This is a genomic window from Erythrobacter sp. S259, assembly GCF_057364965.1.
In genome coordinates, this window is record NZ_CP200286.1 from 352,231 (window position 1) to 368,038 (window position 15,808).

Consider the following 15,808-nt stretch of genomic DNA (forward strand, 5'->3'; position numbering starts at 1 on the left):
CAGGTGACAAGTCAAGCGCTTGCTCAAATGCGCGCGGCCACGGTAGCAGCGGGCATGCGCGAGGCTTGCGGGATATTGCTGGGTGCAGGCGGTAAAATCACCCATTTCGCGGAAACCGCTAATGTCCATCAATCCCCTGAAACCCATTTCGAGATTGACCCGCAGGCGCTCATTGATGCCTACCGCGCTCACCGTGCCGGAGGAAGCGAAGTGATCGGATACTTTCACTCGCACCCCAATGGGCCCGCGGCGCCCTCGAAGACCGATCAAGAGATGGCAGCGCGAGATGGAAAAATCTGGGTAATCGCTGGAGAGGGCGAAGTTCGCTTTTGGAGAGATGCGGCGGCCGGGTTTGAGCCGCACTCCTACCGCGTGACGGAGTATTAAGGTGCTCATTATGCGGCGGGTAACAGCCAAGTATTTGAACCACTTTGGTGGAACAATCGCATGGCGGTGTAGCAGGATGAGATTTTTCGCCTTAAACAGTATGCTAAGTGTGCCAAACTTTTGGGAAACTAGGGCTTAATGACCTCACAAACCGATCTCGCCGCGCTGTTGTGCTCGCGTCTTTGCCATGATCTTCTCTCGCCTGTGGGCGCTTTATCCAACGGGATTGAGCTGCTCGCCGACGAGACCGATCCGGAAATGCAGAAACGCTGTGTGGAGCTGCTTGAACAAAGCGCGAAGACCAGCACCGATAAACTCAAATTCTTTCGCCTCGCCTTTGGTGCAGCGGGCGGGTTTGGCGAATATGTGCCCGTCGAAGAAGCGCAAGAAGTGATCAATTCGCTTGCCACCGATGCCAAGCGTGTTGAACTCAATTGGGCAATTTCTGATGCCAAGCTGCCAAAGGCTGCGATCAAGGTGATGCTTAACCTATCGCAGATTGCACTCGATGCATTGGTGCGCGGCGGGACGCTTGATATCGGTGCAGAACGCACTGGCGGCAATGTAGAGATCGTGGCGCGCGCGACGGCGGAAAAGCTCGCCTTTGACGAAACCATTGGCCTCGCGCTTCAGGGGCAGCTTGACGCATCCGAAATATCAAGCCGCACGGCTGCTGCTCATATGATTGCATTGTTGGCGGCGGATATGGGCGGAGGATTGCAATTTGCGCTCACCGATGGCGCATTGGTACTTGGCGCGGTCTTGCCTGAACCTGAAGGCATGATCGGGTGAGCGAAATGCTCCCACCGGTTCCGCCTCTGGGCGGCATTCCGCCGGTTGAGTGGCGCGATATGGAGGTGAGCGAGCTTGTTCACCGGGTGGTGCCTTCGCCCAATTGCAATGATCGTAAGCTGCCGATCAGCATAGTGGTGATCCACTATACCGAAATGAAACCGGTCGAGACCGCGCTAGACCGTCTGACCGATGCGGATGCTGGGGTCTCTGCGCATTACCTTATCTCCGAAGAGGGCGAGGTGATCCAACTGGTGAGCGAGGCGAAGCGCGCTTGGCATGCGGGCGCATCTTACTGGCGCGGCACAAAGGATGTGAATTCGGCGAGCATCGGAATTGAGCTCGACCATCCAGGCCACGACCCAGCCAACGGAGGCTACCGCGGCTTTACGGACGCCCAGTTCGAGGCGTTGGTGCCGCTCATCGCTAGAATCGTCCAAGACTACGACATCGCGCGCTCGAATGTGGTGGGCCATTCAGATGTGGCGCCCATTCGCAAAGTGGATCCGGGCGAGCTGTTCCCATGGGAGCGTTTGTCGGAATACGGCCTGTGCCTGCCGACGCCAGCGAAGTTCGAGCAGGCTGATCCGTTCGACAACGATGGTGCATTTCTATTGGCGCTCGAACGCTTTGGTTATGACATTACTGAGGGCACGAAGGCGATTGAGGCGTTTGAGAGGCGCTGGCGGCCGGAACGGATTGAAGGCCACGTCGACGCGCAATTGGGCGCGATCTTGTGGCAACTGCTGCTAGAAAGAGATCAAGGTTTGGTGAGATAGACCCGCCAAAGGGCATCAAAAAATCTGGATTTGGGGAGAACCTTCATGAGACAATTTCCAGTGATCCTCAGCATGTGCGCGCTGTTCGCGCTCATCAGCAACACACCCCGCCAAGCGGCGTAGCAAGCAAGGCGACCGCTGACCACAACGCCGGTGAGGCGCAAGGCCTTTCGCTTGAGGATCGCGAGGACTTTGAGAACGCGTAGCGCGGACTGCTCGCTCAGATTGAGAGTGACGGTATCACGACTGCCACCGCCGGGGTTTTCGCAGCGGTCGCAACAATTGACCTGTGCGATGCCTTAGCAACGCGGTTCAACCCTGCGAAAATGACAGGTGAGCCTGCTCTTTTGCAATTCACCTTTCCAGATACAGGGGAGGCGGTCACCGTCGATATGCGAGGCTGCGTGATGTATCCGCGCTCTGGCCCGGCTATGCACCTGAGGTACCGCTCACGATTGATCGCAGCGACTTCAATCTCCTGCTCGCGCAGCAGGCCGATATTCAAGCGCTTCTGGCAAGCGTTGATGCGAGCATTGAGAGCAATCCGATGGCGCTTTGGGCGCTGTTCCAATCGCTCGACCGGCCCGATCCGCAGTTTGATATTATCGAGCCTTAAAATCGCGCTTGGTCGCAATTTTACAAATGCTCACAGAAGTCGGGGAAAAAAGATGCTTTAATAGCGCAATACAAAGAACATGAAGGAGGGATCACACATGATGAAGAAACTTGGAGCCGAGTTCATCGGTACTTTCTGGCTGGTGTTTGGCGGATGCGGATCGGCTGTGCTTGCAGCCGGTTTTCCTGAGCTCGGGATTGGATTTGTTGGCGTATCGCTCGCCTTCGGTCTGACAGTGCTCACCATGGCATACGCGGTCGGCGGCATTTCGGGCGGGCACTTCAATCCAGCCGTTTCCCTAGGCCTTGCGATTGGCAAACGCTTTTCATGGGGTGAACTTGTACCCTACTGGGGCGCGCAGCTGCTCGGGTCTTTTTGTGCTGCTGGCATCCTCTACGTCATCGCAAGCGGCGCGCCTGGCTTTGAAGCGGGCGGCTTTGCCTCCAACGGGTATGGAGAGCTTTCACCCGGGGGCTATTCGATGACCGCCGCGCTGGTGGCTGAAATTGTCCTCACGGCTGGATTTCTGATTGTGATCCTGGGCGCGACCTCAGCTAAAGCGCCAGCGGGCTTTGCGCCTATCGCAATTGGCCTTGCCTTGACGCTGATCCACCTGATCTCGATCCCAGTGACCAACACATCGGTCAATCCGGCGCGCTCGACCAGCGTTGCCTTTTATGCCGACACGGCTGCTGTACCGCAGCTTTGGCTGTTCTGGGTTGCGCCGCTTGTGGGCGCTGCGATCGGAGCGATTGTCTGGGGCCTGATCTCACCTGATCAATCACTCGAAAATATCGGCGGAACCGAAGAATAGAGTGCACATGGCGATGCAAAAATGGGGGGGCTGGCTTTCTCAAAGTCGGCACCGAACCATCGCATAACAATCAAAGGGTCAGCTTCCGATTAGCTGGCCCCCATTCATCACATAACAATCAAAGGGCCAGCTTCCGATTAGCTGGCCCCCATTCATCGCATAACAATCAAAGGGCCAGCTTCCCATTAGCTGGCCCTTTGTGTATGCGCTGCACGGATCAGGGGGCTGAGGCAACCGCGTGTGTTTTCGGATCTCGCGAGGAAAGTCCGGGCTCCACGAAACAAGGGTGGCGGGTAACGCCCGCCGAGTGTGCGTTTTCGGACGCGCATTTAGGGAAAGTGCCACAGAGAGCAAACCGCCGATGGCCCGAGATCGGGCACAGGTAAGGGTGAAAGGGTGCGGTAAAAGCGCACCGGGGGTCTGGCAACAGGCCTCGCATGGTAAACCCCACCCGGAGCAAGGCCAAATAGGGGTCTCGCGCGCGTCGTTCGCGGCGGGCAGGGGTGTTTCGCCCCAGGAAGACCCGGGTTGGCTGCTTGAGCGCGCCTGGCAACAGGCCGCCCAGATGAATGGTTGCCGCCCCGTCAGGGGAAACAGAACCCGGCTTATGACGCCCCCTGATACTTTGCGCTGCGAACGGCCTTACCATTACGGTCTTACGCCCCGTTGTAGCGTTCGGCTCCGGACCCAGTTGCTGACTTGCCCAAGGAAACGCTGCACAAAGCGAAACCTAGATAGCTGACTAAGACTTACACTTCGTTCACGACCAAATGGTAGTGAACTTCGTTGGAGGGCAGGTTTTGTTGATGAACCTTAAGAGAGCAATGCCTTGGCGGCGCTGGGGTCTCGCTCTGTTTGCGCTCGCCTGGTTTTGGCTTGTGGCGTTGCAGGTGGGCACCGGATTTCTCGACCAATATTTGGCCAGCAATGACACGCGCCGGGCGGGCATTGTCACCATCGTTGATCGCGTGGTGGACCGGTTCTTGGTTGAGCCGCTTGGGCAGCCTCTTGCGGTGGTCTGCCTATTGATAGCGGGCGTTATAGCCTTTGTATTTATGCTTAAATTTAAGAAAGAAAAATGATGAGCGATCAGGTTTGGATTAGCGCTGCCATCAGTCATGCTTCCAACATGAGGCCGTTTAGCAACGAAAGGCCAAAATATCCAGGTGATGATGAGGAAGGGCAGTGGAGTATGACCGAAGCGAATAAATTTGGTCGTCCAATATCGGCGGAGTATTTCCCAAAGAACACCTGGCTGCACGAGGGGGCTGAGGCGTCAGATGTCAATCTCCCGCTGTTTTTTGTCGCCTACAGCATTCCAATCATTCATCAATCTTGCGCTGATGTTTTGTCGCAATTCGATTTGGGTGGCGGTGGACTCTATCCTGTGGAGGTCTTCGAAAAGGATCGCAAGACGCCGATTCCTGGCCCGTGGCTTTGCATCAATGTCGGCAACACCAAGAGCGCGTTTGAGCCGGATCAATCTCCCAGGGCGAAATATCGCAATATTCGGCCCGGAGGCGTCAAGGGTTGGAGGCCTCCTGCTCCCGTGAAGGACGGTGAAATTGCAGTCAACAAAGCGGCTTTGTCCGGCCCTGATATTTGGGTTGATGAGCGCGTTAGCAATTCAATCTTTTTGAGCGGGCCGCTGGGGGCGGCACTCAAGCATGCCAAGGCTGACAAGGGCTGGATGCTCAAGAAGTGCAAGGTTGTCTGAGATGTGCGGTCCATCCAAAATGGTGGTTAAGGACGCGATCGTTACTGAACAGAACGTCAGTCCCCCCCAATAATCGGTCATTTCTGGCGCTGCGTTAGATGGGCTGCGCCCGTACGCTTGAGCTCTCTTTTTCCGCGATCTGTAGATTTTTCTAAATCCGGGCAATGCTACTCGGCAGCGCATGACTGCGCACCATTTCCTCAATCTATCAATCGCTTTAAGCGGGCGATCTTTGCGCGCCTTTTGCGAGGTTTCGCCCTTGAGACAGCGTGCCAAGTGTGTGGAACCTAAGCAAAAGGGAGCAGCAGCTGAACAGAATGCCCCTCTCCTAGTAAGTAGCCGCCCAAAGAAAAACCGGGCCCTGCCTTGTGGCAGAGCCCGGTCTTCAAAGGTCGTAGCTCTAAGTCTTGAGCTTAGAAGCGCCAGCTCAGCGATGCTTGAGCCTGGTCGTTCGAGAGAACGCCGCGGCCCATGTCTGAGGTGACGGAGACAGAAGCTGAGAAGTTGTTACCCAGCAGCATCTCTGCACCCGCATTGACGCTCATCCATTGTGGATCAAGCGCGTTGCTGATCTCAAAGGCGTTGTCTGCAGCACCGAAGAAGTGAGCGGTCACTACGTCCTCAGTGTCGGCAAGCTCACGAGCATAAGCCACAGAACCAAATGCCTTGATAGCGCTGGTCTCGCTGGTTTTGATGTCGAAGCTTGCCATTGCGCCAAACTTGGCACCCACCGAGGTGAAGGTGCGATCATCAACGCTCAGACCGAAGGTGCCAGCACCCGTCTCATCAAAGCCGCCAATGCGGTTGTTGAGATAGTCAAGGCTAGCCACTGGGCCAACTTCCATGCCTCTGCCGAGATCGAAGGCGTAACCAAGACGCACACCGCCAAAGACTTGATCACCGTCGGATTGACCGGCCGCGTTGTCATAGACTGCGGCAAACTCACCGGCGGCCTGACGGTTTGCACCCAGGCGTTGGTCAGCTGTACCAGCGTAACCATCAGCGAAGAGACCACCCTCGTTATAGGTCGCGTAGAGTGCGACCGAACGGCTGTTGTCCTCTTGCTGCGGCTGGCTACCGGCAAGCGCCAGCTGGCTGTTACGGATGTTCGAGACCGCAACACCGAAGCTGAAGCCTTCGCTCAAACGGACGTCAGCACCCACGGTGATTTCGCCAGCCTGGCTCAGAGACAGCTGTTCAAACGCATTCGCGCCAACCTCACCGGTGCTAAGGCCGTTGACACCGAGTGCGCCAAAGCCAGCGGTGCCGTTACCGATCACGCTTTGCTGTTGCTGACCGCCATTGACGTAAGCGCCAGAAGCAGTGCCGAACATGCCGACTTTGCCGATCTCCGAAGGAGCGCCGCCTGCAATCGCGTAACTCGCATTACCAGCGGCGGTGAAGCCTCCAGCAGCCCGCGAGCCATCACGCAGAGCCAAGGTGCGCTGAGCGATTTGGCCAGTGAAACGGTGCGAGAAAGAGTTCGCAGTGAACGTCTGGTTGAAGGCGTTGACTGGGCTCAGCGATGAAAGCGTTGCGCCGAGGGTGTCGAAGCTTGCGCCATCGACGACATCAAAGAGACCAGCGAACTCAGCAAAGCGTGCCGAACGCAGACCGTCGAGCGCGCTGCCGAGCGATTCCATGCTGCTACCGCGACCCAAAAGGTCTTGCAGGCTACGAGCGGTGATCTCAACGATCACTTCATTGCCTTCAACGCGGCTTTCGGCTTGAAGCGTTGCCGAGTTGCTCAGAAGCACAGTCTGATCGAATGTACCATCAACTGCACCAGCGGTCAGAGCAGTGTACTCTGTGCCAAAACGTGGACGACGATCAGTGGTGCTTACGAGGAGTGTACCGCCCAGAAGAGCAGTGCCAGTCACTTCGTAAGTATCCGAGGTGATCGTGCGACGACGACCGCGGCTATAGTCAGACAGGATAGCGCCGCCAGAGGTTTGAAGGAAATCACCGTTGATGGTCATTGTACCAAACGAACCAGCACCGCCAGCATTCACGAGGCCAGCAATGTTCAGAAGGGCATTTGTGTTGACCGTACCGCCGTCACCACCAAGCTCACCAGAGAGCAGGAAGTAGAACGGGGTGTTGATCGTGCCATCATTCTCAACAAAGCCGCCGAATTGCTCGATATCTTGGATGAGCGTCAGGCTCTGCGCGTCGGGCACGAACACTTCGGCAAGGCCGTTGTTGATGACAAGCTTGTCGATCTCAACGTCGATGTCGACCGTGGTGCGGCCCTCGTTGTTCAGGTGAACTTCGAAGTACTGCGCTGGGTTTGCGAATGCGACGCCAATGGTACCATCGGTGTTTTGCGGAACAAAACCAGTGGAACCTGGGCCAAGCAATGCTGAGCTTTCCGGAACTGTAACGTCGAAATCCTCAAAACCAGGCGTGACATCAGAGTTGTTACCAGAGATGTCGACACCAAGTACGGTGCCCACCTTAGGTCCGGTTTCCAAAATGCCAGGCTCGTTGCCGGTTGGAACACCGTTAACGATTTCGCCAGATTCATTGATGACGAAAAAGCCCGGATCGAGGTCCTGTGTCCAGTGCGTTGGATCCGACCAATTGCCATCACCAGCATTCGCCGAGACATACTTGTAAGGTGTGTTTTCAGTGATGAACTCGAAGAACGGGAACAATGGATTGTAAAAGCTTACGTCGCCGAAAGCTGAGCCCAGACCGAAGAAGTCGAAGCCGCCCGAGAGGACACCGATGGCCAGCGGGAAGTCCGCAAGCTGATCGGCGACCAGTGGTGAACCAGAGTCGCCGGGGGCTGTGCCCGCTTCAAGAGGAAGCGCGTCGCCATCGAAATAGTCGATCGCGAGCACAGCATCGAGGTCGGTACAGCTGATCGTATCGCCAGGGAATTCGCAGCCTGCTTGTTGCTCAGGTGTACGATTAGGATTGTCGAAGTCAGTCCAATAGTAAGGCTGAGATTCGAAGCCAAGGACCTGTGTTGAAGGCGCAAAGTCCGAGAAGATCGGATCAATGTAGTCGCCAAGACTACCGATCAGGCCGAGTGTATTTTCGCCAACACGACGAAGGAATCGTGAACCGGCGTTGCTGCCACCGGTCAATCCAGTGCCGTTGGTGCCGTAACCCACTTGCAGAACATGCGTGAGCTCACTCAGCGGACTCAAAAGGATTGAAAGCGATGGCACGTCTGTGATCGGCGCGTCGACAGCGATAAGCGCGACGTCAGCCCATGGGAAGCCCAAGCCCCCGTTATCAGGGTTAGCTGTTGGATGAATGATAACGTCGGTACTAGATGCAACGCCGCCTTCGTCATATCCTGCACCTGTTGGCAGGTAAGTGAAGAGGCGATCTGCGCTGCTTTGGCCAGTAGCGATAAGCAATGTGGTCTCAGCGCCAGCACCCGGCAAGCCATACGTCTCTGACGAGGTTGTTGCAATGGGTCCATCACTACCGTTCACACAGTGTGCTGCAGTCAGGATCGTGCGTGGGTTAATGACGCTGCCTGAGCAGTTGAAGAACACGCCGCCATCAGAATTGCGTTGTTGGAAGATATGAACCGCATAAGGAGCGACATTGTCAGGATCACCAAAATCTACGCCCACATCATCGCGAACGATGAGTTCTTGATCCGGACCGGTGATTGATCCGATGAACTCACTGTCAGTGCGCGAAACACGGAAGTCTCTGGAAGCATCAAAGGTAACGCTGAATGCGCCTGTATCGATTCCTGAAAAAGTATTGAGCGGTACCACCGCACTACGTGCATCATTATCATCAGCAGTTTCGGTATCTTCGGCCACTGGGCCTACGAGGTCGGCTTCGACCCCGTCATTTGCATACGCGGGAGACGCAGCAAGAGATCCGGCGAGAGCGAGACTGCCCACACCAGACATTAGAATACGATTATTCATGTAAATGCCCCTATCTAGAAATTTCCCCTGCCAAAGAAGCTACATAGGCAGGGGGGATTCCAAGGGATATTTTTACATATCTTTAACTTTTCCGGTCTCCCGAGGGGAAAGCGACCTGAATCGCAAGTGAATGTGAATTCGTACACATGGTTAACGCGAAACCTTGCGACGATTGGCTGCGTGCTGAGCTGAAAAATTGGAATAAAATTACGCGACTCGCAGCGACTCGAAAATGGGTTCAGGCCCGGCCGATGCTCGCGTAAGTAAAGCCTCGGGCGCGCACGTCATCTGGCGAATAAATGTTACGTAAATCGACGAGGACTGGAGCGTTTGCGAGGGTTTTCACCCGGTCCAAGTCCAGTGCTCTGAACGCATCCCACTCAGTCACAATAACGGTCGCGTCCGCGCCCTCGATTGCGGTGTAGGGATCGTCGCACATTTTCACATCAGGCATTAGCGGCTGCGCCAGTTCCATACCTTCTGGATCGTACGCTGACACTTCTACCCCTGCATCCGTCAGTGTTTGCGCAACCGCAATTGCGGGTGAATCTCGCATGTCGTCAGTATTGGGCTTGAAGGTCAGGCCCAAGAGGGCCGCTTTCTTGCCGCGCGCCGCGTCTGCTCCGCCAAGCGCATCAAGCACTTTTCGGCCCATCGCACGCTTGCGGCTTTCGTTGACCTTGACCACCGCTTCAACGATGCGGGTGGGGCTGTCATAGTCCTCTGCGGTCTTGAGAAGCGCGAGCGTGTCCTTGGGAAAGCACGATCCGCCGTAGCCGGGACCAGCGTGCAGGAATTTGGCTCCGATCCGGTTATCCATGCCGATCCCGCGGCTCACATCTTGGACATTTGCACCGACTTTCTCACACAGATCAGCCATTTCATTGATGAAGGTAATCTTGGTCGCAAGGAAGGCGTTGGCGGCGTATTTGATCAGTTCGCTCGTTCGGCGCGAGGTGAAGAGAATTGGCGATTCGTTGAGGAACAGCGGGCGATAAACCTCGCTCATAACTTCGCGGCCAAACTCATTTTCAGCGCCGATCACAATGCGGTCAGGGCGCTTGAAGTCGCCAATTGCCGCCCCTTCGCGCAAAAATTCAGGATTGGAGACGACGGCAAAGCGGTGCCCTGTGCCGCTGTCGGCAAGGATGCGCTCAACCTCGTCGCCAGTGCCGACTGGGACCGTTGACTTAGTGACAATAACAGCCTCATTCGAGAGGCTCTCGCCGATCTCCTTGGCGACTGCGTAAACATAAGACAGGTCTGCGTGGCCATCGCCTCGGCGGCTGGGTGTGCCAACCGCAATGAATATAGCAGCGGCGTCTTTTATCCCCTCGGCGAGCGAAGTGGTAAAGGAAAGGCGGCCCGATTTCACATTGGTTTCAACCAGAGCGCCAAGGCCGGGTTCGTAAATCGGCATAATGCCGTCATGCAGAGCATCAATCTTGCTCTGATCTTTGTCGATGCACACCACATCATGGCCAAAATCGGCAAAACACGCCCCAGATACGAGCCCAACATAGCCCGATCCCACCATAGCAATCTTCATCGTCTCAGTCCTTTGGGCTTAACGTGTTCTACTCAATCAGGCCGGGCCTATAGCCTGGCATGGTTACACGAGTGTTGAGAGCGCGTTATTGCCCTTTTTCACCGTGGAATATTTCAACCGGGGCATCGCCGGTCTGGATTGTCTGGATGATCCTGCGCTGGTCCCCTTCAAGCACGAGCGCGCTCAGCACACCTGAGCGAAAAGCGCCAGTATCAATGCCAATACGGTTGCCGCAATCCATGACCCGGTCAAAGATTGTGTGGCCGTGAACCACGACCTTATCAAGAGCGCCCTCATGGCTAAGGAACCGGTCGCGGATCCATAGCAGATCGCTGCGCTTTTGCTCTTCGATTGGCACATTGGGATCAATTCCGGCGTGAACGAACATGTAATCGCCTGCGATGATGTACTCTTCGAAGGAGGCGATATAGTCGCGCTCTGAGGCGGAGATGAGTTTGGGCAATGTTTCAAACAAATCTTCGAGGGTCATTGCGTTAAACTGTTTTTTGGTCAGCCCATAGGACATGACCGTCTCACGCCCGCCGTGTTTGAGGAAGTGCCGCAAAATCTCGGGCTTATTGAATGCATCGAGCATCATTTGCTCATGATTGCCTGCAAGCACCCGCACACTGCGCTGGGTTTGCCAATGACGGGTTAAAGACACCACGCCCGCGCTGTCAGGCCCTCTGTCGACCAAGTCGCCCAAGAGGACGACCTGCGTATCGCGCGCCGCGCGCGAGGCATCATCATCTTCAATCGCTGCGACCATTGCTTCATAAAGGTCTAGCCGCCCGTGAATATCACCAATCAGGTAGTACCGCTCGCCGTCCGGTACGGCTGGCAATGGCGTTTGGGGCCTGGGTGTGAAGAAAGAGCGGATCGCGTCGAGCATTTTGCAGTCTTTGGGCCCTTACGCAGGCTTTGGTTTCGTCCTCGTAGCTTTATTAAGCTGCAGCACAATTGGCGAGGGGCTTATTATCTAGTGCCGCGCGGCCAGAACAGCAACCAAGGGCCAGGCACTGTTCTATTATAGTGCCTTGGTGGTCACACGAAGTGATGCAAAAAGTCCACAACCATACGCTTTGAGCACATCAATGGGGGTAATCCTACAAATTCCCTTGTGCGCTGCATCATATATGTGCACGATTATGTCGCGTTCGAATGAGACTGCGTCATAAATAAGCAGCCGGCGAACGTGCAGGTGGGACGAAGCAACAACAAAGTTAAAGGAAGTTGTAATGCTCACGTCCATCCGCGGCATTTCCGCCGCAACCCTTTCTATGGGTCTGTTTCTTACAGCAGCCCCTGCTCTTGCTGAAAATGTGTCTGACGCTGACGCAGGTGAACTGACCTCGATCAGCCCTGAGCTCGTGACCGCGTCTGCTGCACTTGATGCAGAGCAAGGCCTCTCCACACAAGATCGCGCCATCGAGCCAATTGATGAAGCGGCAGCCAATAAGATGGCTGGTGACACCGGTCTGAGTTTCTCAGCCAATGTTGCCTTCACAACAGAATACCGGTTCCGCGGCGTCAATCTGTCTGATGGCGAATTCGCTATTCAAGGCGGCTTTGATGTCAGCCACTCTTCAGGCGTCTATGTTGGCACCTGGGCATCAAATATTGACGAACAGACGGTCGGCTTTGGTTCAACTGAAGTTGACCTTTACGGCGGTTGGAGCGGCGACGTCTCTGACGGCATTTCGGCCGATGTGGGAGTGATTTACTATCTCTTCCCTGACGCGCCGGGTGTGGCGGGCAATACCGACTATATCGAGTTTTATGGTTCGTTGAGCTTCTCACTCGCTTCAGTTTCGGTCACGCCGGGCATCGCCTATGCGCCTGATCAAAGCTCGCTTGGTTCAACCGACAACCTGTATCTCTACACCGACCTAAGCGTTGGTATTCCCAATACACCTGTATCGCTCAATGCGCACCTTGGATATACGGATGGCTTCTTAACCTTCACCAATGACAGCAACGCATGGGACTGGTCAGTGAGCGCAGATTATGCACTCAGCGACACCTTTACCGTGAGCGCTGCATACATCGGCGTTGAGGGCGATGCCGCTAACGATCTGATCCAGCCAGACGGCGATTTGGTCTTCACTGGTGATGCGTTCGTAGCGACACTTTCAGCAAGCTTCTAAGCTCTCGCAGAAACGACTACCCGCGCTATAAGCGGGAGGAACGAGGGGCACAGGACCATTAGGTTCTGTGCCCTTTTCTGTTTGTCAACAAACGCCCGTGCGCACACACGCCGCAGCAACAGCGCTTGGCCGGGTATAGAGAAGCGGGGCCGCCGAACAGCGCCCAGCAAAGCAAAACCCCTGCGCGAAACCTTAGGGCAAACCCTGAGGAAAGGGCCCGATAAAACGGCCTGCGCTCGCGAAGATCTGCAAACCAAACTGCGCAATCGATGCGTTACAAAACTTTTGCGTTTGCTCGGTTTAGTCGCGTTGGTCGTTCCAATCTTTATCCGGGTGCGTGGTTGTCATGCGGAGCACCAAATAACCCAGAATAGCAGAGACCGCTGATCCAGCCAGAATGCCAATCTTGGCGGCATCAATCAATTGCTGGTCTTGGAATGCGAGAAGCCCGATGAACAGGCTCATCGTAAAGCCAATTCCGCACAGGATTGAAATGCCCCAAATCTCAGCCCAGCTCGCATTTTCAGGACGGGGAGCAAACCCCGTCTTGTCTGCAATATAGACAGTCGTGAAAATGCCGAGTTGCTTACCCACAACGAGGCCAGCTGCGACCGCCAAAGGAAGAGGTGCAAGAAGTGCTTCAGGGCCCATCCCTGCAAGCGCTACCCCGGCATTTGCAAAACCAAACACCGGCACAACAAGATACGCGCTCCATGGAGCAAGCCCGTGTTCCAACTTCTCAAGCATTGAGTTACCGTCTTTGCGGTGAAGCGGGATGGTGAGCGCGGCTAGAACACCTGCGATGGTCGCGTGGATACCGGTGTTCAGAACACAGAACCAAAGGACAATGGCCAAAAGGATATAAGGCCAAAACACGCTGACTTTGCGGTGATTAAGATATGCCATCGCCCCCAAGACAGCAGCTGAAGCGCCCATCCACATCAAGAAAGCCGTGAATGAAGCGATCTCGGTATAGAAAAACGCGATCACCAAAACCGCGCCAATATCATCGACAATAGCAACCGTGAGGAGGAAAAGACGCAAGGATGCAGGCACTCGGCTGCCTAAGATGCCCAGCACGCCCATGGCAAACGCGATATCTGTGGCCGCCGGGATTGCCCAGCCGCGGGTGAATTCCCCCCACCTGAAACCAGCATAAACACGATCGCAGGGACCGCCATGCCCGCCGCCGCAGCGATCATCGGTAAGCGCCGTGCTGCGGGACTGGCAAGTTGCCCCTGTATCATCTCGCGTTTTACTTCCAAGCCTACAACAAAGAAGAACACAGCCATAAGGCCGTCATTCACAATATAATGTAGAGAACTCAATTTGGCGTGTGGATACCAAGCAAACTTGCCGTTGATGAGCGTGTCATATTCATTGGCAAAGGTAGAGTTTGCCGCGAGCATTGCAGCAGCAGCAACTAATATTAGTAAGATACCAGCTGAAGCATCACCAACAAATAAAGCGCGTACCGGCGCAAAAACGCGGCGTAATGGGTTGGAAGTATTGTTGTTATTTTGAGACATCAATTAAAATCCATTTTGGACATATTTGAATAAGTTGCCTTACCCTTAGGGCAGTGTTAATCAGTTAGTAGTTCAAGGAAGCCGGAGGCCTTGGCTTATATGGCATCTGATGTTTGGCAATTCTTAGTTTTGATGCAATATGAACTGCTTCTGTTCGCAGGGGTGTTCTTTCTTATTGGCGCTCTCGATGACTTCGCTGTGGATCTTGCGTGGCTATGGCTGAAACTGACCGGACGGGCAAGGACTGCGAGAGTGGATCGCAGCGAACTGCAATCTCGACTGTTTAGCGATCCTGTGGCGGTGTTCATTCCCGCATGGCAAGAAGCCGAGGTGATCGGCGATACGATCCGCCATCTGCTTGATGTCTGGCCACAGAGTACGCTGCGCCTTTATATTGGGCTTTATCGAAATGACCCCCGCACGTTAGCCGCAGCTGTCGCTGCGGCGGGCGGTGACGCGCGGCTTCGTTTGGTCATTCATGACCGCGATGGCCCCAGTACAAAAGCGGACTGTCTCAACCGCCTTTACGAAGCAATGAGCGATGATGAGCACCGCTCCTCGATCCGCTTTTCCTGCGTCATTTTTCACGATGCAGAGGACATGGTGGACCCGGCGGGGCTGGGCCTTCTCGAATGGGCGATCAAAGAGGGGGCTGAATTTGCGCAACTGCCCGTCGAACCTCTGCCTCAGACCTCGCGCAATTGGCTTGGTAGCCATTACTGCGAAGAATTTGCCGAGGCGCATGGCAAGGCGATGGTCGTGCGAAGCGCAGTCGGCGCAGCTCTTCCAGCTGCAGGGGTGGGGTGCGCGATGTCGCGCGGCTCGCTTGACGGCCTGGCCGCCGCGAAAAGTGAGGGCGTGCCGTTTGATCCTGCCTCTTTGACCGAAGATTACGAATTGGGCCTTGCGATTGCTGAGCAAGGTGGCCGGTGCCGGTTTGTTCGAGCGCGCGGAGAGGATGGTAAGCTTATCGCGACGCGCGCCTTTTTCCCATCAACGCTGAACCAAATCGTCCGGCAAAAAACACGCTGGGTTCACGGCATCGCATTGCAAGGCTGGGATCGCACTGGGTGGAGCGGCGGAATTGCCGAGACATGGATGCGGGTGAGAGATCGCCGCGGGCCGCTTACGGCATTGGTCCTAGCGCTTGGATATTTGCTTTTGATCGTGACGTTGATTGTCTCGCTTGCTGGTGCATTCAACGTGTCAGCGCCGATTGCTGTCTCGCCTTTTGTGTATGCGCTTATCATCGCAAATCTCGGATTTTTCGCTTGGCGCTTGGTGTGGCGCTTCCTGTTTACAGCGCGCAATTACGGTGTGGCAGAGGGGATTTATGCAGTCTTACGAATGCCAGTCACAAATATCATCGCGATCATGGCCGGGCGCCGGGCTGTCATGGCCTACTGGCGCAGTTATTTGGGGCATGGCATTGAGTGGGATAAAACCGCGCACTCTCATCACCCCGCTCGCTCCAATCTGCCTTCGACCTGCGCGCCGTCAGAGGCGCAGCTGCCAAGTCAGCGTTCTGTCATAGTTAAAGGTGCTGTGCCTATACGAGGTAATATGAGATGAC

The 15,808-nt window shown here is 55.4% G+C and carries 12 protein-coding genes, 1 other RNA gene and 2 pseudogenes; 11 read left to right on the forward strand and 4 right to left on the reverse strand.

Annotation, left to right across the window (positions count from 1 at the left end; translation table 11 throughout):
* The first annotated feature begins 3 nt into the window (after window positions 1–3).
* The 9 genes and pseudogenes from AC0V60_RS01550 to AC0V60_RS01590 all read left to right on the forward strand — a co-directional run bounded on the left by AC0V60_RS01550 (window position 4) and on the right by AC0V60_RS01590 (window position 5,105).
* Window positions 4–387: a M67 family metallopeptidase gene (locus AC0V60_RS01550; protein ID WP_486176802.1), complete on the forward strand. Its 384-nt coding sequence runs from the start codon at window positions 4–6 to the stop codon at window positions 385–387.
* Window positions 388–525: 138 nt separating this feature from the next.
* The gene (locus AC0V60_RS01555) at window positions 526–1,179 is read left to right on the forward strand and encodes a histidine phosphotransferase family protein (RefSeq protein ID WP_486176803.1); all 654 of its coding nucleotides are present in this window, start codon (window positions 526–528) and stop codon (window positions 1,177–1,179) included.
* Between the two features lie 59 nt (window positions 1,180–1,238).
* Entirely contained in the window at window positions 1,239–1,958 is a 720-nt protein-coding gene (locus AC0V60_RS01560; protein ID WP_486179409.1) for an N-acetylmuramoyl-L-alanine amidase, read from the forward strand.
* A 239-nt stretch (window positions 1,959–2,197) separates the two neighbouring features.
* Window positions 2,198–2,368 (forward strand): annotated as a pseudogene (locus tag AC0V60_RS01565) (alkyl sulfatase C-terminal domain-containing protein); the annotation flags it as partial.
* Window positions 2,359–2,574, forward strand: coding sequence for an alkyl sulfatase C-terminal domain-containing protein (locus AC0V60_RS01570; protein WP_486179410.1), 216 nt, complete (start codon window positions 2,359–2,361; stop codon window positions 2,572–2,574). The pseudogene AC0V60_RS01565 and the gene AC0V60_RS01570, both read left to right, overlap by 10 nt.
* A 97-nt stretch (window positions 2,575–2,671) precedes the next feature.
* Window positions 2,672–3,388, forward strand: coding sequence for an aquaporin Z (aqpZ, locus tag AC0V60_RS01575; RefSeq protein ID WP_486176804.1), 717 nt, complete (start codon window positions 2,672–2,674; stop codon window positions 3,386–3,388).
* A gap of 218 nt (window positions 3,389–3,606) precedes the next feature.
* An RNA gene (gene rnpB / locus AC0V60_RS01580) (RNase P RNA component class A) lies at window positions 3,607–4,012 on the forward strand.
* Window positions 4,013–4,194: 182 nt separating this feature from the next.
* Entirely contained in the window at window positions 4,195–4,470 is a 276-nt protein-coding gene (locus AC0V60_RS01585; protein ID WP_486176805.1) for a hypothetical protein, read from the forward strand.
* Window positions 4,467–5,105, forward strand: a complete 639-nt coding sequence (locus AC0V60_RS01590; protein WP_486176806.1) for a hypothetical protein — start codon at window positions 4,467–4,469, stop codon at window positions 5,103–5,105. Before AC0V60_RS01585 ends, AC0V60_RS01590 begins: the two co-directional genes overlap by 4 nt.
* Before the next feature lie 413 nt (window positions 5,106–5,518).
* On the opposite strand, the gene AC0V60_RS01595 is transcribed toward AC0V60_RS01590, so the two are convergent.
* The 3 genes from AC0V60_RS01595 to AC0V60_RS01605 form a co-directional block, all read right to left on the reverse strand.
* Window positions 5,519–9,010, reverse strand: a complete 3,492-nt coding sequence (locus AC0V60_RS01595; protein WP_486176807.1) for an autotransporter domain-containing protein — start codon at window positions 9,008–9,010, stop codon at window positions 5,519–5,521.
* 238 nt (window positions 9,011–9,248) lie between these two features.
* On the reverse strand, window positions 9,249–10,559 hold the full coding sequence (locus AC0V60_RS01600) for a UDP-glucose dehydrogenase family protein (protein WP_486176808.1): 1,311 nt from the start codon (window positions 10,557–10,559) through the stop codon (window positions 9,249–9,251).
* Window positions 10,560–10,644: 85 nt separating this feature from the next.
* Window positions 10,645–11,451 (reverse strand): metallophosphoesterase family protein, encoded by an 807-nt coding sequence (locus tag AC0V60_RS01605; protein WP_486176809.1) that lies wholly within the window; start codon window positions 11,449–11,451, stop codon window positions 10,645–10,647.
* Between the two features lie 346 nt (window positions 11,452–11,797).
* Here AC0V60_RS01605 and AC0V60_RS01610 point away from each other — a divergent pair, with 346 nt between their 5' ends.
* Entirely contained in the window at window positions 11,798–12,706 is a 909-nt protein-coding gene (locus AC0V60_RS01610) for a TorF family putative porin (RefSeq protein ID WP_486176810.1), read from the forward strand.
* Window positions 12,707–13,006: 300 nt separating this feature from the next.
* Here AC0V60_RS01610 and nhaA read toward each other — a convergent pair.
* A pseudogene (gene nhaA, locus AC0V60_RS01615) lies at window positions 13,007–14,235 on the reverse strand (Na+/H+ antiporter NhaA).
* A gap of 99 nt (window positions 14,236–14,334) precedes the next feature.
* Between nhaA and AC0V60_RS01620 the strand changes: the two are divergent.
* Window positions 14,335–15,807, forward strand: coding sequence for a glycosyl transferase family protein (locus AC0V60_RS01620; protein ID WP_486176811.1), 1,473 nt, complete (start codon window positions 14,335–14,337; stop codon window positions 15,805–15,807).
* Window position 15,808 lies beyond the last annotated feature (1 nt).